At 69.5% G+C, this 18,287-nt stretch carries 15 protein-coding genes and 1 tRNA gene; 1 reads left to right on the top strand and 15 read right to left on the bottom strand.

Annotated elements, in window-relative coordinates:
- Positions 1–530 precede the first annotated feature (530 nt).
- Positions 531–1,754: an acetyl-CoA C-acetyltransferase gene (locus ABH936_RS13410; protein ID WP_404603495.1), complete on the top strand. Its 1,224-nt coding sequence runs from the start codon at positions 531–533 to the stop codon at positions 1,752–1,754.
- Between the two features lie 253 nt (positions 1,755–2,007).
- Here the strand turns inward: ABH936_RS13410 and ABH936_RS13405 are convergent, their stop codons facing one another.
- From ABH936_RS13405 to glmU, 15 genes are all read right to left on the bottom strand, one after another.
- Entirely contained in the window at positions 2,008–2,319 is a 312-nt protein-coding gene (locus ABH936_RS13405; protein WP_404603494.1) for a VOC family protein, read from the bottom strand.
- 125 nt (positions 2,320–2,444) lie between these two features.
- On the bottom strand, positions 2,445–2,846 hold the full coding sequence (locus ABH936_RS13400; RefSeq protein ID WP_074041139.1) for a hypothetical protein: 402 nt from the start codon (positions 2,844–2,846) through the stop codon (positions 2,445–2,447).
- A gap of 2 nt (positions 2,847–2,848) precedes the next feature.
- Positions 2,849–3,694, bottom strand: a complete 846-nt coding sequence (locus ABH936_RS13395) for a Bax inhibitor-1/YccA family protein (protein WP_038569159.1) — start codon at positions 3,692–3,694, stop codon at positions 2,849–2,851.
- Between the two features lie 25 nt (positions 3,695–3,719).
- Positions 3,720–3,795, bottom strand: a tRNA-Leu gene (locus ABH936_RS13390).
- Between the two features lie 118 nt (positions 3,796–3,913).
- Positions 3,914–4,861 (bottom strand): exopolyphosphatase, encoded by a 948-nt coding sequence (locus ABH936_RS13385; RefSeq protein WP_165584704.1) that lies wholly within the window; start codon positions 4,859–4,861, stop codon positions 3,914–3,916.
- Positions 4,854–5,387 (bottom strand): DUF501 domain-containing protein, encoded by a 534-nt coding sequence (locus ABH936_RS13380; RefSeq protein ID WP_241725762.1) that lies wholly within the window; start codon positions 5,385–5,387, stop codon positions 4,854–4,856. Before ABH936_RS13380 ends, ABH936_RS13385 begins: the two co-directional genes overlap by 8 nt.
- Positions 5,388–5,392: 5 nt before the next feature.
- On the bottom strand, positions 5,393–5,800 hold the full coding sequence (locus ABH936_RS13375; protein ID WP_050786589.1) for a septum formation initiator family protein: 408 nt from the start codon (positions 5,798–5,800) through the stop codon (positions 5,393–5,395).
- 179 nt (positions 5,801–5,979) lie between these two features.
- On the bottom strand, positions 5,980–7,263 hold the full coding sequence (gene eno / locus ABH936_RS13370; protein ID WP_006946760.1) for a phosphopyruvate hydratase: 1,284 nt from the start codon (positions 7,261–7,263) through the stop codon (positions 5,980–5,982).
- Between the two features lie 126 nt (positions 7,264–7,389).
- Positions 7,390–8,442 carry a MazG family protein gene (locus ABH936_RS13365; protein ID WP_404603493.1) on the bottom strand — a complete coding sequence of 351 codons (1,053 nt, stop codon included), beginning with the start codon at positions 8,440–8,442 and terminating at the stop codon, positions 7,390–7,392.
- Positions 8,439–12,068 carry a transcription-repair coupling factor gene (gene mfd, locus ABH936_RS13360; protein ID WP_404603492.1) on the bottom strand — a complete coding sequence of 1,210 codons (3,630 nt, stop codon included), beginning with the start codon at positions 12,066–12,068 and terminating at the stop codon, positions 8,439–8,441. The genes ABH936_RS13365 and mfd overlap by 4 nt, the downstream gene beginning before the upstream one ends.
- 185 nt (positions 12,069–12,253) lie before the next feature.
- Positions 12,254–13,822 (bottom strand): hypothetical protein, encoded by a 1,569-nt coding sequence (locus ABH936_RS13355; protein ID WP_404603491.1) that lies wholly within the window; start codon positions 13,820–13,822, stop codon positions 12,254–12,256.
- Complete coding sequence (pth, locus tag ABH936_RS13350; protein WP_404603490.1) at positions 13,812–14,444, bottom strand: aminoacyl-tRNA hydrolase; 633 nt, start codon at positions 14,442–14,444, stop codon at positions 13,812–13,814. Before pth ends, ABH936_RS13355 begins: the two co-directional genes overlap by 11 nt.
- Positions 14,445–14,619: 175 nt before the next feature.
- Positions 14,620–15,297, bottom strand: coding sequence for a 50S ribosomal protein L25/general stress protein Ctc (locus tag ABH936_RS13345; protein ID WP_404603489.1), 678 nt, complete (start codon positions 15,295–15,297; stop codon positions 14,620–14,622).
- Between the two features lie 318 nt (positions 15,298–15,615).
- Positions 15,616–16,587, bottom strand: coding sequence for a ribose-phosphate diphosphokinase (locus tag ABH936_RS13340; protein WP_074041144.1), 972 nt, complete (start codon positions 16,585–16,587; stop codon positions 15,616–15,618).
- Between the two features lie 8 nt (positions 16,588–16,595).
- Entirely contained in the window at positions 16,596–18,134 is a 1,539-nt protein-coding gene (gene glmU, locus ABH936_RS13335) for a bifunctional UDP-N-acetylglucosamine diphosphorylase/glucosamine-1-phosphate N-acetyltransferase GlmU (RefSeq protein ID WP_404603488.1), read from the bottom strand.
- Between the last annotated feature and the right edge of the window lie 153 nt (positions 18,135–18,287).

Below are 18,287 nucleotides of genomic sequence, written 5' to 3'. Positions count from 1 at the left end.
ACCGAGAAAAAAACGGTGACAAACAACAACCCCAAAAGGGTCATCGTCGTTCTGTACAATCATTAATCACTCAGCCAAAACACGCGACACTCCATGAGTGCCACTAAAATGTTTGGCGATGATCACATCGGCACGCTGTTGAGTTCTCAAAACACCATCGCACACCACACGAAGCGGCGAACTTTTGCTCGCCACCCGCTCGGGGCAACTTCTTAACCGTAATCCATCCGGCTCTTGGGCGTCAATTCCGGCTCTCGCCGTTATCTCGCGCACTTGGCTCCAGATGAAGCATCAGCCGGGCCGCACCGTCGTGTACCTGCCGGACCTTCGATCATGGATCGAAGCGGGGTTTTCGCTTCCGGTGCCCGCCCTGTCGGGCTGACTTCGTAAACATTAGCCCAGGTTCTTCGGAGCGTGCAAATCGGGCCGGCCGAGCCGCTTGGGCCGTTCCCCTCCGCGGCGGGGGCGTGGCACCTAGACTCGCATCGGAAACCGTGGGCGACCGCGCCCAAAGCCGGAAGGAACACCCCATGCCTGAAGCCGTCATCGTCTCCGCAGCACGCACGCCCATCGGGCGCGCGTTCAAGGGTTCACTCAAGGATGTCCGACCCGACGACCTCGCCGCCCAGGTCGTCGACGCCGCCCTCGCCAAGGTGCCCGGCCTCGACCGCTCGCTCGTCGAGGACCTGTACCTGGGGTGCGCCGAGCCCTCCGGGCGCCACGGCAACAACATGGCTCGCGTCGTCTCGGTCCTGCTCGGGATGGACACCGTGCCGGGCGCCACCGTGAACCGCTTCTGCGCCAGCTCCGTGCAGACGACGCGCATGGCCGCTCACGCCATCAAGGCCGGCGAGGGCGACATCTTCATCTCCGCCGGCGTCGAGTGCGTCTCCCAATACACGAACTTCGCCGGTGCGGGTGCTTCGGACGACGCTGACCTCAACCCCCGCTTCGCCGACGCCATGGCCCGAACCCTCGAGACGGCCAAGACGAACGCACGCTGGAGCGACCCCCGTGAGTCGGGCGAGCTTCCCGACGTCTACATCGCGATGGGCCAGACGGCCGAGAACGTCGCCACCTACCGCGGCGTCTCCCGTCAGGAGCAGGACGAGTGGGCCGTCCGCTCGCAGAACCGCGCGGAGAAGGCCATCGCCGACGGGTTCTTCGCCCGCGAGATCGCGCCCGTCACGCTCTCGGACGGCACTGTCGTCTCCACCGATGACGGCCCCCGCGCCGGCGTCACGTACGACTCGGTCGCCGGACTCAAGCCCGTCTTCCGCGAGGAGGGCACCGTCACCGCCGGTAACTGCTGCCCGCTCAACGACGGCGCCGCGGCGCTCGTCGTCATGAGCGACGTCAAGGCCCAACAGCTCGGCCTCAAGCCGCTTGCCCGCGTCGTCTCCACCGGCGTCAGCGGCCTCTCCCCCGAGATCATGGGCATGGGCCCCGTCGAAGCCAGCAAGCAGGCCCTCGCTCGCGCCGGAATGAGCATCGGCGACATCGACCTGTACGAGATCAACGAGGCCTTCGCCGCGCAGGTGCTGCCGAGCGCCCACGACCTTGGCATGGACCTCGACAAGCTGAACGTTCACGGCGGCGCCATCGCTCTCGGCCACCCCTTCGGCTCGACCGGCGCGCGCATCACGACGACGCTGCTCAACGGACTCCAGTCCACCGACGGCCAGTTCGGCCTCGAGACGATGTGCGTCGGCGGCGGCCAGGGTATGGCCATCATCTACGAACGCCTCAACTGATCGACCCCGCTGCTCGGCACGGCCGAGTGGCGCTGGCGATCAGGACACCGCATGACACGAACGGCGGGCCCTTTGGGGCCCGCCGTTCGTCATGCCGTGATACTTGTCCTGTGGTGACGCTCGGCTGAGGCATCGCATGCGGGTGGTCGTCATGCGCACGTGCCCATGGGATGCGCGTGTGCAGGCTGTACCGCGGGGTGGATGAACGCCGCGATCGATCTCGTAGGGTGTGCCGGCCATGCCCAGCCCGGGTTCAGGCCTGCGCACGGGCCTGCGACGTCGCGATGTTGACCATCCAGTTCGCGCCGAAGCTGTCGGTCAGCATTCCGAACTCGTCCCCCCACATCTGGACGGCGAGCGACAGCGTCACGTCGGCGCCTTCAGAGAGCGCCGCGAACCATCCGCGCAGGTCGTCGGCGTCGTCGCCGGAGAGCGAGATCGTGATGTTGCCACCGGGCGTGTGCTCCATCTGCTCCGGCGTGTCCGAGGCCATGAGCGTGAAACCGGACGGCGTCTTCAGCATGCCGTGCATGACCTTGCCCGCCCCGGCGCCCTCCACTCCCATGTCACCGAACGTCGAGATCGTCAGTCCGCGCCGAAGACCCGGGCGTAGAACTCGAGTGCGTCCTTCGCGGTGTCGCGGAACTGGATGTAGGGGTTCATGCGCGAGGTCATACGGAGCTCCTGAGATCAACGCGGCGGGGCGCCACGCCCGTGCGACGCCCTGCGATGGCCCCCGGGGCAGCACCCACGGCCGTCGAGTTCGCGTCTCAGCCGACGGAGCTCATCTGCCAATGCCAGGCGCTGCCCGTCGGATGCGCCGGACGAGCCGTCAGCCATCGTCGCGGGGTTCACCACGTCGTGGACGAGCGTCGCGATGACCGCGGCAGCCCACGCGCCGTCGAACTGCGCCGTGCGCGCCGCCAGCCGTTCCGACTCCTCGTCCTCCCCCGCGACCATGCGGACGAACCGTGCGAGCGCGCAGGCTGCGTGGTCGGCCGGCGCGCCCGGAGGCAGCGCCCGCAACGTGCGGACGACCCGCCCGAGTTCATCCTCGAGCGGGTCGCCGGCGCCAGGAAGAATCGCCGTCATCGTCAGTCGCGGAAGCGGGCGATGAGACGCAGCATCTCGACGTAGAGCCACACCACGCTCAGCATCAGGCCGTACGCCATGAGCCACGACGTCTGGCGCGGAACGCCCGCGTTGACGCCCTGCTGGATCGAGTCGAAGTCGATCGCGAGCGAGTACGAGGCGAGTGCCACCGCGAACAGCGAGATGCCGATGCCGAGCGCGCCACTGCCGCCGATGCCGAAGCCGCTCTGGAGCCCCGTCAGGACGAGAACGAAATTGACGAGCGCGAACAGCAGGTACCCGATGAGCATGCCCGCGAAGATGCGACGGGAGCGCGCCGTCACGCGGATGACGCCGGTCTTGTACCCCAGCAACATCCCGCCGAAGACACACAGCGTCGCGAGGATGGCCTGCCCGACCACCCCGGGGTAGGCCGAGTTGAAGAACGCGCTGGCGGCGCCGAGGAACAACCCCTCGAACACCGTGTAGGCGAGGATCAGCGGAACCGAGATCGTCTTGCGGAACGCGATGACGAGCGACAGCACGAAGGCGACGATGCCACCGCCGGCCCACAGGCCGAGGGCCGTCGAACTCGTCTGCGAGTCGATCGCCCGATCTGCGAAGACGAACGTGCCTGCCGCCACGACGAGCAGCAGCCCGAAGAGGTTGAGTGACTTCGTCACGACGTCATCGAGCGTCATCCGCTCCGGCTGCACCTGTGGCGCACCGAACGTCGGGTTGTACATGGGCCCGGACGCCGGCTGCTGCGGGAAGCCGTACCCCTGCTGCTGCCCACCCGCCTGAAAGCTGGCGGCCTGACCTGAACGCATGTCACGCTCGAACTTGCTGAACACCGGATTACCGGCCATGGGGCCCCTCCTCAAGGACGTGACGTGGTGCCCTCGACGGGATTCGAACCCGCACTGAAGCGATTTTAAGTCGCCTGCCTCTGCCGTTGGGCTACGAGGGCACCTCATCCTAACGACAGGGTCATGACGCCCTTGCGGACGACATGACCTCGTTCACCATGACAACGCCCCGGCAGAACGCGGTGTTCCCCGGGGCGCCTTCGCGTCATGCGCTCTGCCTCAAAGCATGCTCATCGCGATGCCGTCGAGAATGTCCGACTCGCTCGTCACGCACGTGGTGACGCCCGCGCGCTCGCGCACGCGTTCGACGATCGTGCGCCAGATCAGCGCACCCGCGCCGATGACGTCGACACGACCCGGATGCATGAACCCCATCGCGCCGCGCTCGGCGCGCGTCGCGCCCAGGACGGCGTCGCACGAGCCGATCACCTGCTCGCTCGTGAGGCACGCACCGTGGATGCGCGACGAGTCGTACGCAGGCAGCCCCAGCGCGTGCGCCGTCACCGTCGTGATCGAACCGGCGAGGCCGACGAGCGTCGCGACCTCTGGCAGGTCGACGGCGGCCTCCGCCTCGTCGAGGGCGGCATCGATATCGACGAGGGCAGCGTCGATCTCGGCCTGCGTCGGCGGATCGCTGCGCAGGTGACGCTCACTCAGGCGCACGGAGCCGATGTCGAGGGAGATCGACTGCTCGACATCCTGCGAGCCGCGCACCAGCTCCGTCGACCCGCCGCCGAGATCGACGACGAGATACGGCGCGCGCGCCTCGGCACCGAGGCCTGCCGTCGCGCCGGCAAAACTGAGCGCCGCCTCCTCCAGCCCGGAGACGACCTCGGGGACGACGTCGTCCCCGAACGCGGCGAACGCGCGTCGCACGCCGTCGGTGAATTCATCCGCGTTGGCGGCGTCGCGGGAGGCCGACGTCGCGACGAAGCGGACGGTGTCGACGTCGTACTCCCGACACAGCTGGGCGTACTCGCGCGTGACGAGCAGTGTGCGCTGCATCGCGGCGTCGGCAATGCGGCCGGAGACGTCGATGCCCTGGCCGAGGCGCACGATCTCGCTGCGCCGCGCCAGGTAGGTGAGCCCCGAGCCGCCGTCGGCCGCCACGAGCAACCTGATCGAGTTGGTCCCGCAGTCGATCGCCGCGACCCGACGCTCACTCATCGTCATCGTCTCCTTCGTCTCCCGCACCGCAACAGCCGTTCTTCCACCACGCATCGCCGAGCAACGCCAGCGCTTCGTCACCGAGCGGGTTGATGCCGGGGCCCACCGACAGCGAGTGCGCGACCAGCACGTGCAGGCACTTGACGCGCGTCGGCATGCCGCCCGCGGAGATGCCGTCGATCTCCGGCACATCGCCGAGCTCGCCGCGGCGCCTCAGATAATCCTCGTGGGCGGCGCGGTAGGCGGCCGCAAGGTCGGCGTCGGCTTCGAGACGCTCGCTCATCTCCTTCATGACACCCTGCGACTCGAGCGTCGAGATGGCGCCCGTCAGGCGGGGGCACGTCGCGTAGAACGACGTCGGGAACGGAGTGCCGTCCGGCAGGCGCGGCAGCGTGCGCACCACCGTCGGACACCCGCACGCACAACGCGCCGACACCTCGACCGCGCCGCGCGGCACCCGTCCGAGCTGCTTCTCGATCGCCGCAACGTCCTGCGGGCTGACGCCCGAGTGTTCGTTCATGTCCATCGTGCTCACTTCTCGCCCTCCGCCGGGGTCGAGATCGAACCCCAGATCTGCCCGTACCACGGGTGCGATGACAGACCCGTGGCATCTGCCACGCCGTTGCGCGGCGTCGTCGCGTGCGTCGTGCCGGCATCGTCCACGTACACCGTGATCGACTTGCCCGGCATCGCGTACCCGAGCCGCTCCTGCGCCTGCTGCTTCACGTACGCCGGGTCGTCCCAGCGTTTGCGCTCGGCGGTCAGCGCGTCGACGCGCTGCTGACCGGCGACTTTCTCCCGCTTCAATTCCGCGATCTCGCTGCGCTGCTGCAGATAGCTACGCAGCGTGGGCGTGAGGACGACGAGCATGACGGCGAGCAGAGCGCTCATCGTGATGAAACGGCGAACCGTGCCCGGGTCGGCTCGACGACGCGCCACCGGCGCATCGTCGAGCTGCTGACGCAGCGTCGGACGTGTCGAGCCACGCGGACTCGAGCCGCGTGGGCGGGAAAGATCGCGGCCGGCGGGACGCGAGCCGGTGCGGGCGCGCGAACCTCCCGCCCCGGTGTCATCACCGGAGCGGGAGGTACGGAAATTGCGATTCGCCAAGACGCCGCTCAGTTGTTCGAGAAGCGCGGGAAGGCCTTGCGACCGGCGTAGACCGCCGCGTCGTCGAGGTCCTCCTCGATGCGCAGCAGCTGGTTGTACTTCGCCACGCGCTCCGAGCGCGCCGGGGCACCCGTCTTGATCTGGCCGCAGTTCGTCGCGACGGCGAGGTCGGCGATCGTCGTGTCCTCCGTCTCACCGGAACGGTGCGACATCATGCAGCGGTAACCGTTCGTCTGGGCGAGGGTGACGGCGTCGAGCGTCTCCGTCAGCGAACCGATCTGGTTGACCTTGACGAGCAGCGCGTTGCCGGCCGCGTTGTCGATGCCCTTCTGCAGACGCTCGGGGTTGGTGACGAACAGGTCGTCACCGACGAGCTGCACGGCGTCACCGAGCTTGTCGGTGATGTGCGCCCAGCCGTCCCAGTCGTCCTCGTTGAGCGGGTCCTCGATGGAGACGAGCGGGTACGCCTCGACGAGTTCGGCATAGTAGTTCGTCATCCACTCCGCGTCGCGCTTCTGGCCCTCGAACGTGTACGTGCCGCCGTCGTAGAACTCGGACGCTGCGACATCGAGCGCCAGCGCGATCTGCTCACCCGGCTTGTACCCGGCCTTCTCGACGGCCTCGAGGATGAGGTCGAGCGCCGCACGGTTCGACTCGAGGTTCGGGGCGAAGCCACCCTCGTCGCCGAGGCCCGTCGCGAGACCCTTGTCCTTGAGGACGGCCTTGAGCGCGTGGTACACCTCCGTGCCCATGCGCAGGGCCTCCTTGAAGCTCTCCGCACCGATCGGCGCGATCATGAACTCCTGGATGTCGACGTTCGTGTCCGCGTGCGAACCACCGTTGAGGATGTTCATCATCGGCACCGGCAGAACGTGCGCGTTGGGGCCACCAACGTAGCGGTACAACGGGAGACCCGCAGACTTCGCGGCCGCCTTGGCCACGGCCAGCGACACGCCGAGGATGGCGTTCGCGCCGAGCTTGCCCTTGTTGTCCGTGCCGTCGAGCTCGATCATCTCGGCGTCGATGAGGCGCTGCTCATCCGCGTCGAAACCGACGAGGTGCGGCGCGATCTGCTCGATGACGGCGTCGACGGCGTCCTCGACACCCTTGCCGCCGTAGCGCTTCTTGTCGCCGTCACGACGCTCGACCGCCTCGAAGGCGCCCGTCGAGGCACCCGACGGGACAGCCGCGCTCTCGTTGGTGCCGTCGTCGAGGAGCACGACGGCCTCGACCGTGGGGTTGCCGCGCGAGTCAAGGATCTCGCGAGCGCCGATGCCTTCAATGGTTGCCACAGAACTCTCCGATACACGTGGTTGATTCGGGCAGCGGGTCTGATCACCCGCGTCAGTGTCGAGCCTAACGAACCGCTGGGGTACTGCCGGGTAGGAACGTGGGGTCTGTCGAGAAAGGGACGCGCGTCACCCGCCGCCTCGCGGCAGGTCTGCGTCCGGCGGGGCGGGGTGGGGCTCGGCGTGCTCAGCGTGGTCGATGCCCCCGAGGTGATCACCGAGGGGCGCGGCGTGCAGGCGCGACAGCGTGGCGGAGAGCGCGACGCTCGGGTCGACTCCGAGGCCACGGGCCTGCACGACGAGGTCGACCAGCGCCGCCCCGATGGAATCCTCGGCGGCGAGGGCCTCCACGCGTTCGGCCTGCCCCGCCTTCGTCAACCGCCCGACGACCTTGACGGCCCGCTCGAGCGGCGGCATCCCGGCCGGGATGCCTGCCAGCGGATCGTTCGCGTCACGCTCCGGCTTCTCGGCCGCCTTGATCCTCGCCCATTCGGCTTCGACCTCCTCGGGGTTCGAGGCGGCACCGTCGGCGAAGACGTGCGGGTGACGCTTGACCAGCTTCTCGACGAGCGTCGCCGCGACGTCGTCGACGTCGAAGCCGTCCTCCTCGCGCTCCGCGGCCACGCGGGCGTGGAAGAGCACCTGGAGCAGCACGTCGCCGAGCTCCTCCCGCAGGTGCTCGCCGCTCGCCTCGGCGATGGCCTCGGTGACCTCGAACGCCTCCTCGACGAGGTACGGTGCGAGGCTCGCGTGCGTCTGCTGGGCATCCCACGGGCAGCCGCCGGGCGAGCGCAACGTGTCCATGACGGCGACGGCGTCGAGCAGGCGCGAACCGGGGGCGTCCCACGACCCGACGACGACCTCGACGGGCGGCGGGTCGTCGAGACGCGTCAGCTCGCCGGCGAGCGCGTCGGTGAGACCGGGATCGGCGTCCGCCGAACCTAGCCAGACGACGTGACGCCCGGCGACCCCCGCCGCGACGAGGGCATGTGCCGTGGCGGCCGGGGGCTCGTCACGGATCTCGACGTCGAAGCCCTCGTCGCGCGTGACCTCGACGAGCGGTTCGTCACCCGCGCGGCCCAGGACGGCGTCAGCGCTTTCGAGCCGCCGCCAGGCGTCGCGCGTCATCAGCCCGGCGGGCACCCGCGGGCTGACGACGAGCAGGGCGATGCTGCCGCTCATCGTCGCGCTCCGCCCGCGCGCGCCATCTCCTGCGCCGCTGCGGCGGCGGCGATGTCGTCGAGCAGCACGGCCTGGACGAGCTGCGCCGCCCACTGCAGGATCGCCTGGTCGCGAAGCGGCTTGCCGGCGACGGGCTTCGTCATCGGCATGGGCACGAGCAACCGCTCCTGGTTGGTCTTGACGAGCGTGCCCGGGAAGAGGCGCTCGAGGCGCATCTGCTGCGACTCGCGCAACTCGGTGACCGGGCCGAAACGGACGTACTTGCCCTGCACCCCGATGTCGCTGATGCCCGCTTGCCGCGCGATGGTACGCAGCCGGGCCACGTCGAACAGGTTGAGCACAGGTGCGGGCGGCTCGCCGTAGCGGTCCTTCAGCTCGGCGATGATCTCGTCGAGGGCCGCTTCGTTCTCCACGCTCGCGAGCTTCTTGTACGCCTCGAGGCGCAGCCGCTCCCCCGGCACGTACTCGTGCGGCAGGTGGGCGTCGACGGGCAGTTCGATCTTGATCTCGACCGGCATCGACGAGGTGTCGTCGCCGCGGTAGTCGGCGACGGCCTCACCGACCATGCGGACGTACAGGTCGAACCCAACCCCCGCGATGTGGCCGGACTGCTCGCCGCCGAGCAGGTTGCCGGCACCGCGGATCTCCAGATCCTTCATCGCGATCTGCATGCCCGCGCCGAGGTCGGTGTTGCTCGCGATCGTCTGCAACCGGTCGTGCGCCGTCTCGGTCAGCGGCTTCTCAGCCGGGAACATGAAGTAGGCGTACGCGCGCTCGCGACCGCGCCCCACGCGTCCGCGCAGCTGGTGCAGCTGGCTGAGGCCGAGCTGGTCGGCGCGCTCGACGATGAGGGTGTTGGCGTTGGCGATGTCGAGACCCGTCTCGACGATCGTCGTCGAGACGAGCACGTCGAACTTGCGCTCCCAGAAGTCGACGACCACCTCCTCCAGGCGCGCCTCCCCCATCTTGCCGTGCGCCGTCGCGACCCGCGCCTCGGGCACGAGTTCGCGGATTCGCGCAGCCTGCTTCTCGATGCTGCCGACCTTGTTGTGGACGTAGAACACCTGACCTTCACGCATCAGCTCGCGTCGGATGGCCGCCGTCAGCTGCTTCTCGTCGTACGCCCCGACGAACGTCAGGACGGGGTGACGCTCCTCCGGCGGCGTCGCGAGCGTCGACATCTCGCGGATACCGGTGACAGCCATCTCGAGCGTGCGCGGGATCGGCGTCGCCGACATCGCAAGCACGTCGACGGCCGTGCGCATCTGCTTGAGCTGCTCCTTGTGCTCGACGCCGAAGCGCTGCTCCTCGTCGACGATGACGAGCCCGAGATCCTTGAACTCGATCTCCTTGCTCAGCAACCGGTGCGTTCCGATGACGAGGTCGATCGAGCCGTCCTTGAGCCCCGCGACGACCTCGCGCGCCTCCTTGTCGCTCTGAAAACGCGACAGCGACGCGAGCTTGACGGGGAAGCCCGCGTAACGCTCGGCGAACGTCTGATAGTGCTGCTTGACGAGCAGCGTCGTCGGCACGAGGACCGCGACCTGCTTGGAATCCTGCACCGCCTTGAACGCCGCGCGCACCGCGATCTCGGTCTTGCCGTAGCCCACGTCACCACAGACGAGACGGTCCATGGGCACCGTCTTCTCCATGTCGGCCTTGACCTCTTCGATGCTCGAGAGCTGATCGGGCGTCTCGACGTACGCGAAGGCGTCCTCCAGCTCGCGCTGCCACGGCGTGTCGGGCGCGAACGCGTGACCCGGCGTCGCCTGTCGAGCCGAGTACAGGCGGATGAGCTCGCCGGCGATCTGCTTGACGTGACGGCGGGCTTTCGACTTGGTCGCCGCCCAGTCCGAGCCGCCCATCTTCGACAGCGTCGGCATCTCGCCGCCGACGTAGCGCGTCACCTGGTCGAGCTGGTCGGTGGGCACGAACAGCCGGTCGCCGGGCTGACCGCGCTTGCTCGCCGCGTACTCGAGAACGAGATATTCGCGCGTCGCGCCGCCGACGGTACGCTGCATCATCTCGACGAACCGGCCGACACCGTGCTGTTCGTGGACGACGTGATCGCCCGGCTTGAGCTGCAGCGGGTCGACGACGTTGCGGCGGCGCGACGGCATGCGTCGCATGTCCTTCGTGCTCGCCGTTCCCGCCGAGCCGGTGAGGTCGGCCTCGGTGAGGACGACGAGCCCCGCAGCGGGCATCTCGAAGCCGCGGCCGAGCGAACCCGTCGCGACCTCGACACCGGGGGCGACCTGCGTCATCGGGCGCGCGGCGAGGTCGTGCTCGGCGAACACCTGGGTGACGCGCTTGGCGAAGCCCGGGCCGTCCGTCACGACGGCGACGCTGCGCCCGGCCGCGACGTGAGCCGCGACCTCGGCGGACGCGCGCTCGGTGTCGCCGCGGTAGTTCGGCACGTCCTGCGAGTCGATCGTGACGCGGGTACCCGGCAGGTCGTCCTCGAGGAACTCGTGCAACTCGTCGTCGGCCGCGAACGAGCTGAACGACCACCAGGGGTGAGCGGTCGCGAGCGCATGCTCACGCAGTTCGAGAAGGCTGCGGTACGACGCGCCGTCGAGCACGCCTCGTAGGTCGACGGGGACGGCGTTGCCGGCGGCCGCATTGGTCCAGCTCGCCTCGAGGAACTCCTGCGACGTCGAGACGAGGTCGTGCGCGCGGGTGCGGACGCGCTCGGGGTCGACGAGAACGACGCGCGCAGCATCCGGCAGCACGTCGATGAGCGTCTCCATGCCGGCCGGCAGCAGCGCCGGCATGAGCGACTCCATGCCCTCGACGGCGATGCCCTCGCTGACCTTCGTCAACATGTCGGCGACGCCCAGCAGGCTCGGCGCGAGCTCAGCCGCGCGCTCACGGACCTCGGGGGTGAGCAGCAGTTCGCGGCACGGCGGGGCCCACAGCCCGTGCGGGTTGACCTCGAGCGAACGCTGGTCGGCCACCTTGAACCAGCGGATCTCCTCGACGGTGTCGCCCCAGAACTCCAGGCGCACCGGGTGATCCTCGGTGGGCGGGAACACGTCGAGGATGCCACCGCGCACGGCGAACTCGCCGCGGCGCTCGACCATGTCGACGCGCGTGTAGGCCGCGGCCACGAGGGCTTCCACGATGTCCTCGAGCGGGCGCTCGTCACCGGCGGCGAGGCTCACGGGTTCGAGGTCGCCGAGGCCCTTCGCCATGGGCTGCATGAGGGCGCGCACCGACGCGACGACGACGCGGACGGGCCCGTACGTCCCGCCCGCTTCCGGGTGCCTGAGGCGGCGCAGCACGGCGAGACGCCGCCCGACCGTGTCGGAACGCGGCGACATGCGCTCGTGCGGCAGCGTCTCCCACGACGGAAACTCGGCGACGTCGTCGTAGTCGACGAAGTTGCGCAGGGCCGTCGCCATGTCGTCGGCCTCGCGCCCCGTCGCGGTGACGACGAGCATCGGCCCCGCCACGTCGCCGCCAGTCTGCAGCAGAGCCGCCACGAGAGGAGCGCGCAGACCGGCCGCGGCCGCGATGTCGACGAGCGACTCGTCCGCGGCCAGCGCGAGCAGCCGCTTGACGGATTCGTCGGCGCACACGCGCGTCAGCAGGGGCGCGAGCGGCAGGTGGGCGGCCTCGGGCATGCGGGCTCCTTCGTCGAATCGGTGACGACGCACGCAAACGCCGCGCGCGCCCGGAAGGGGCGACGGCTTCGTCGGCGGGCGACGCGTGAAGTCTAGAACGGAGCGGCGACAACCCCGGAATTCCGGGCATTCACCCCCTCATCACCCCGCGGGGCACGAACGATGGAGGGATACGCCGGGGGCAGTCACGGCCGTCCGAACAATTCCACGTCACGCGCCGCCGACGAGCCGTCGAGACGCACGCGCGTCCACCCGTCGGGCGTCGGTTCGAGGACGACGCGCGGCGCGTCATCCCGCCCGGCTCGCTGGTCGCTGGGGCCGCGCTCCTCGATGACCCGGGCGTGCAGGAACGACGACCAGCGCGTTCGCACGATGACGTCGCGTGAGGGTTCGACCCGCAGGATGAGGTGGGAGGAGGTCTTGTCCGTGATCGTGGCGCCGTCGGTGACGAGCGGCTTGGCGTCCGGCACCTCGAACACGCGCCACTGGTCGTTCGACCACACCTCGTGCCAGCCCGGGGGCGTCGCGGCGACGGTGCGCCACTGCCCCGTCTTCTTCACCGGATGGCGGTTGAGAGCGACGTAGCGCACCGCCGAATCCTGCAGCCACCCGGTGAGTTCCGCGTCGGAGATGTGCGCCTCGCGGTCGACGAACGCGTCGGAGAGGCTGCGGTCGGCCTGCGTCTCGTACCCGCGCGCCAACCAGAAATCCTCAGCCATGACGAACGCCGAGGTGTGCGTGCCGTCGGCGACGACCTCGATGCGGCTGTTCTCGATGCCGGGCAACGCCTGGAGCGCGTCCGACAGGGGCCGGTACACCGTCACCGACGACGCCGATGCGCGGGCGTCCGCGAGATCGTGGGCGGTGAAGTACCCCGACCAGACCAGGGCCGGCAGCACGGCGCACGCCGTCATCCGGTTGCTGCGGCGGGCCGTCGCGGCGACGGCGACGGGCAGCACCGCGAAGACGAGGCGCGCGAGGTTGGAGCCGAGCGCGTTGGGGACGGCGGAGAACACGAGCACCGCGACGGCGGTGATGGCGATGGCGAGGACGACCGGTTTCGCAGGCTTGGCGAGCAGGAACAAGCCGAGAAGGACGAGGGAGGTGAGCGCTCTGCCCCAGCCATACCCCTCTGGCCCACTGCTACCCCACACGAGCGACGAGACGCCCATGAAGGCGATGCCGATCAGGATGGGAACGAGCGAGATCCGACGGACGAGCAGCCCCGCCCCGAATCCGACGAGCACGAACGCCACCGCCACGGGTGAGGCGAGGCCGCTGAGGATGACGAGCAGCGACGCCGTCCAGCGACGGTCGCGGATGGCGGCATCAAGCGCCCCGAGGGCGATGACGGCACCGACGAGGAACGTCGTGCGACCGGCGCCGAGCGTCATGACGGCGCTCAGCGTCGCGACCCACACGGCCACGATCGGGCGCCGCACCTGCGTGACGGTGAGTGCCACAGCCCATGGAATGGCCGTGGCCGCGAGCGCGACGACGGCGTGGGCACCAAGGGCGGCCGACAGCCAGGGCACGAGGACGGAGTATCCCCCCGGCGGGTGGGCGCCGCTGTACCAGCTGAACCAGTAGCCGAGGCCCACGCCGTCCCGCGCTGCCTGAGCGCGCGCGAGCGCCGCCCACATGTCGCCCACACCGGGCGCGACGACGACGAAGAGCACGCCGGCGAGCGCGACCACCGCGGTCGCGAGCCAGGTGTGCAGCGCGAGCCGGCGGCTCACGCCCTCAGCGGGCATGCACGAGGTTCTGTGCGTCGTCGAGACCGCGGTGGACGAGCAGTTCGACCGCCTCCGCGCCCGAGTGGATGAGGAAGTCGAGTTCGCGTCGCTCGGTCGCGGAGAAGTCCTTGAGTACGAAGTCGCTCACCTCCATGCGTCCGGGCGGGCGCCCGATGCCGAGGCGGACGCGCAGGTAGTCCTTCGTCCCGATGCTCTTGCTGATCGAGCGCAGCCCGTTGTGGCCGCCCTCGCCGCCACCGAACTTCAGGCGCACCGCGCCGAAGTCGATGTCGAGTTCGTCGTGGATGACGACGAGGCGCTCGGCCGGGATCTTGAAGAACTTCATGAGCGCGCTGACGGGCCCGCCCGATTCGTTCATGTACGTGCTCGGCACGGCGAGGACGACCTTCGGGCCGGGCAGCCCGCCCGGCAGCGTCCCCAACCGAATCTCTGCTGCGGCAGCGCGCGCCTTGTGCGCGCGCAGGGCGACGCCGGGGTCAGCGGCCATGCGCTCGACGACCATCGCGCCCACGTTGTGCCGGTTGCCGGCGTACCGGGGCCCGGGGTTGCCGAGCCCGACCACCAGCCAGGGTTGCGTGCGCGCCTCATCCACGAGGCCCAAGTATGCCGGATCGCGCATGGGCGAACGCTGGGCACGTCGACGAGACGCGCGCCCTCATCCGCGATCGGGCCAGCGATCGAGCCGACGACCGCGCCGCGACGGAACGCGAACGACGGGCTGCCGCTCACCAGGATCGGTGAGCGACGGCCCGTCGTCGTGAAGATCCGATGCCCGCGTGGAGGCGGGCGGCGGATCACTCGGAGTCTTCGGAGCCCTCCGCGGCGTCGCCCTCGGCGGGAGCCTCGGCGGCGTCGTCGCCCTCGGTCTCCTCGTGCTCGATGCCGGCCTCGGCCTCGGCCTCGGCGAGCTCGGCATCGAGGGCCTCGGCGGAGATCTGCTCGGTGACGTTGATGACGAGCATCTCCTCGTCGGAGACGAGCTCGACACCGGACGGCAGCGTGACGTCCTTGGCGAGGATCTGCGTGCCGGCCTCGGTGCCCTCGACGGAGACGGTGAACGCCTCGGGGATGTCCGTGGCGGGCGTGAGGACCGTCAGCATGCCGTTCTCGGTCGTGACGACGGTCTCGGCAGCGGCCTCACCCTCGGCGTGGACCGGAACGTCGACCTCGACCTTCTCGCCCTTCTTGACGATGACGAGGTCGACGTGCTCGATGAAGCGACGGATGACCTCGCGCTGGACATCCCGGGCGAGCGCGAGCTCCTCCTTGCCGTCGAAACGGATCGTGAGCAGCGCGTTCGGGTTCTTGACGGCCATCATCGTGTCGTGGCCGGGCAGTTCGAGGTGAACCGGCGTCTCGCCGTGCCCGTAGAGGACGGCGGGGATCATGTCGTTGCGGCGGATGCGGCGCGCGGCGCCCTTGCCGAACTCGGTGCGAAGCTGAGCTTCGAGAACGATCTGGTCAGCAGCCATGGTGGTGCCCTTCGGTGCGTCAGGACCGACGACGCGTGCCGCCGGAATGGTCGGTGGCCTCGTCGGGACGTGACGTGCGGACACGATGCGGGCGCGTCGACGCAGGTCGGCGCGGGCGGCCTGGGGCCGCGGGATCTCGCAGACGAGCGCCACCGCGTCGATCACGGACGCTCGGGGCTCGCTGCGCGCGCCCGTCTCGTCCCTCGCCGAGGCAACCGGAACAGTCTAGCGGGGCGGCGCGCGAACACGAAACGGCGTGAACGCGCAGCGCCGCGCACCCCGGGTGGGATGCGCGGCGCCGCGTTCGTCAGGGTGAGATCATTCCATCTCGTCGAACATGCTCGTCACGGAGCCGTCCTCGAAGACCTCGCGGATCGCCTGCGACAGCAGCGGTGCGATCGACAGCACCGTCAGCTTGTCGAACTTCTTCTCGTCCGTGATCGGCAGCGTGTCGGTGACGATGACCTCGCGCGCCACCGAGTTCGCGAGCCGCTCGACCGCCGGGTCGGAGAAGATCGCGTGCGTCGAGGCGATGACGACGGACTCCGCGCCCGCGTTCATCAACGCGTCCGCGGCGTGGCAGATCGTGCCGCCGGAGTCGATCATGTCGTCGACGAGCAGGCACGTGCGGCCCTCGACGGAGCCGACGACGCGGTTCGCGACCGACCGGTTGGGGCGCGTGACGTCACGCGTCTTGTGGATGAACGCCAGCGGCGCGCCGTTGAGGCGTTTGCTCCACGCCTCGGCGACCTTGATGCGGCCCGCGTCCGGCGAGACGACGGCGAGGTTCTCGTCGCCGTACTTCTTGGCGACGTAGTCGGTGATGACGGGCAGCGCCTGCAGGTGGTCGACGGGGCCGTCGAAGAAGCCCTGGATCTGGTCGGTGTGCAGGTCGACGGCCATGAGGCGGTTCGCGCCGGCCGTCTTGAACATGTCCGCGACCAGGCGCGCCGAGATCGGCTCGCGACCGCGCGACTTCTTGTCCTGACGGGCGTAGCCGTAGAACGGCGCGACGACGGTGATGCGCTTCGCGGAGGCGCGCTTGAGCGCGTCGACCATGATGAGCTGCTCCATGATCCACTGGTTCACGGGAGCGGTGTGGCTCTGGATGACGAACGCGTCGCAGCCGCGCACGGACTCGTCGTAACGCACGTACGTCTCGGAGTTCGCGAAGTCGTACGCCTGCATCGGCACGAGCTGCGTGCCGAGGCCCTCGGCGACCGCCTTCGCGAGCTCGGGGTTGGCCCGCCCGGAGAAGACCATGAGGTTCTTCTCAGTGGTGCGCTTCATGGACAGGCTCACTTCGTGATCCCTTCGTCTGCGGAGAATTCCTCGTCAACACTAGTGGACGCCGCTTCACCGGCGGCGGCCCGGGGCGAGGCGTGCGCGACGTCACGCGCGGCGTCCGCCGTCTTCGTCCCGGCACGGCGGCGCTCGACCCAGCCGTCGATGTTGCGCTGACGGCCGCGTGCGACAGCCATCTGGCCGGCCTCGACGTCACCGTCGACGGCGCTGCCGGCCGCGACGTAGGCGCCCGGAGCGATCGTGACAGGCGCGATGAGCACCGAGTCGGAGCCGACGAAACTGTGCGCGCCGACGTGCGTCGTGTGCTTCTTGACGCCATCGTAGTTGGCGAAGATCGTGCCCGCGCCGATGTTGGCGCCCTCACCGATGACGGCGTCGCCGCAGTACGTGAGGTGCGGCACCTTGGCGCCGTCACCGATCTGCGCGTTCTTCGTCTCGACGAACCCGCCGATCTTGCCCTTCGCGCCGAGTTCGGTGCCCGGGCGCAGGTAGCTGAACGGGCCGACGCTCGCGCCGGCGCCGATCGTCGCGAGGTTGGCCTGCGTGCGCACGACGGACGCGTCGTCGGCCACCTCCGTGTCGACGAGCGTCGTGTCGGGGCCGATCTCGCAGCGCGCACCGATCGTCGTCGCGCCGCGCAGCTGGGTGTTCGGCTGGACGACCGTGTCGCGGCCGATGGAGACGTCGACGTCGACGAACGTCGTCGCCGGGTCGATGACGATGGCGCCGTCACGCATGGCCTGCGCGACGACGCGACGGTTCAGCTCGCGGCCCATCGCGGCGAGCTGCACCTTGTCGTTGACACCCTCGGTCTGCCAAAGGTCGGTGATCGTGTGCGCCTCGACGCGCCCACCGGCCGCGCGGGCCAGGGCGAGGACGTCGGTGAGGTACTTCTCGCCCTGGGCGTTGTCCGTCGTCACCTTCGAGAGGCTCTCACGCAGCACGATCGCGTCGAAGGCGTAGATGCCCGAGTTGATCTCGCGGATGTCGAGCGCGTGCGCGAGCTTCGCGTCCCCGGCCTCGCGGGCGGCGAGAGCGTCCTTGTGCTCGATGATGCCGGCGACGGAACCGGATTCGTCGCGCAGGATGCGGCCGTAGCCGGTCGGGTTCTCGACCTCCGCGGTCAGCACGGTGACGGCGTTGCCGCCCGCCTCGTGCGCGCTAGTCAGGTCGACGAGGGTCTGCGTCGCGAGCAGCGGCACGTCGCCGTAGGTGACGAGGACGGTGCCGCTCAGGTCGGCCGGCAGGACGTCGAGGGCGCACTCGGCGGCGCGGCCGGTGCCCTTGATCTCGTCCTGATCGGCGATCGTCGCGCCCGACTCGAACTGCTCGATGTGCGCGGCGACGACGTCGCGCTGGTGACGCACGACGACCGCGAGATGCTGCGGCTGCGTGCCGCGCGCCGCGTCGATGGCGTGGCCGAGCAGGCTGCGGCCACCGATCGTGTGCAACACCTTCGGGATGTCGGACTTCATGCGGGTGCCCTCGCCGGCGGCGAGGACGATGACGGCTGCGGGACGGGGTGCGCTCACGCGAGTGACTCCCTGCGGATCGACGATCGGTGGTCTGGCCCGCCCCGGCGGCCCACCCGGTGCGGGCGACGGGGCATATAGAGGTGACTCTACCGCCCACCACCGCCAGAGGCGCTGCGTGCATTCGTCGCGCTCCCCTGTACGCCTTCATGC

Origin of the sequence: Dermacoccus sp. GAS27A (assembly GCF_044909235.1) — a bacterium.
In the GTDB taxonomy this organism is placed as follows: Bacteria; Actinomycetota; Actinomycetes; order Actinomycetales; family Dermatophilaceae; genus Dermacoccus; species Dermacoccus nishinomiyaensis.
Note: the sequence above shows the minus strand (reverse complement) of the source record. Positions and strands in the feature narration are given on the sequence as shown.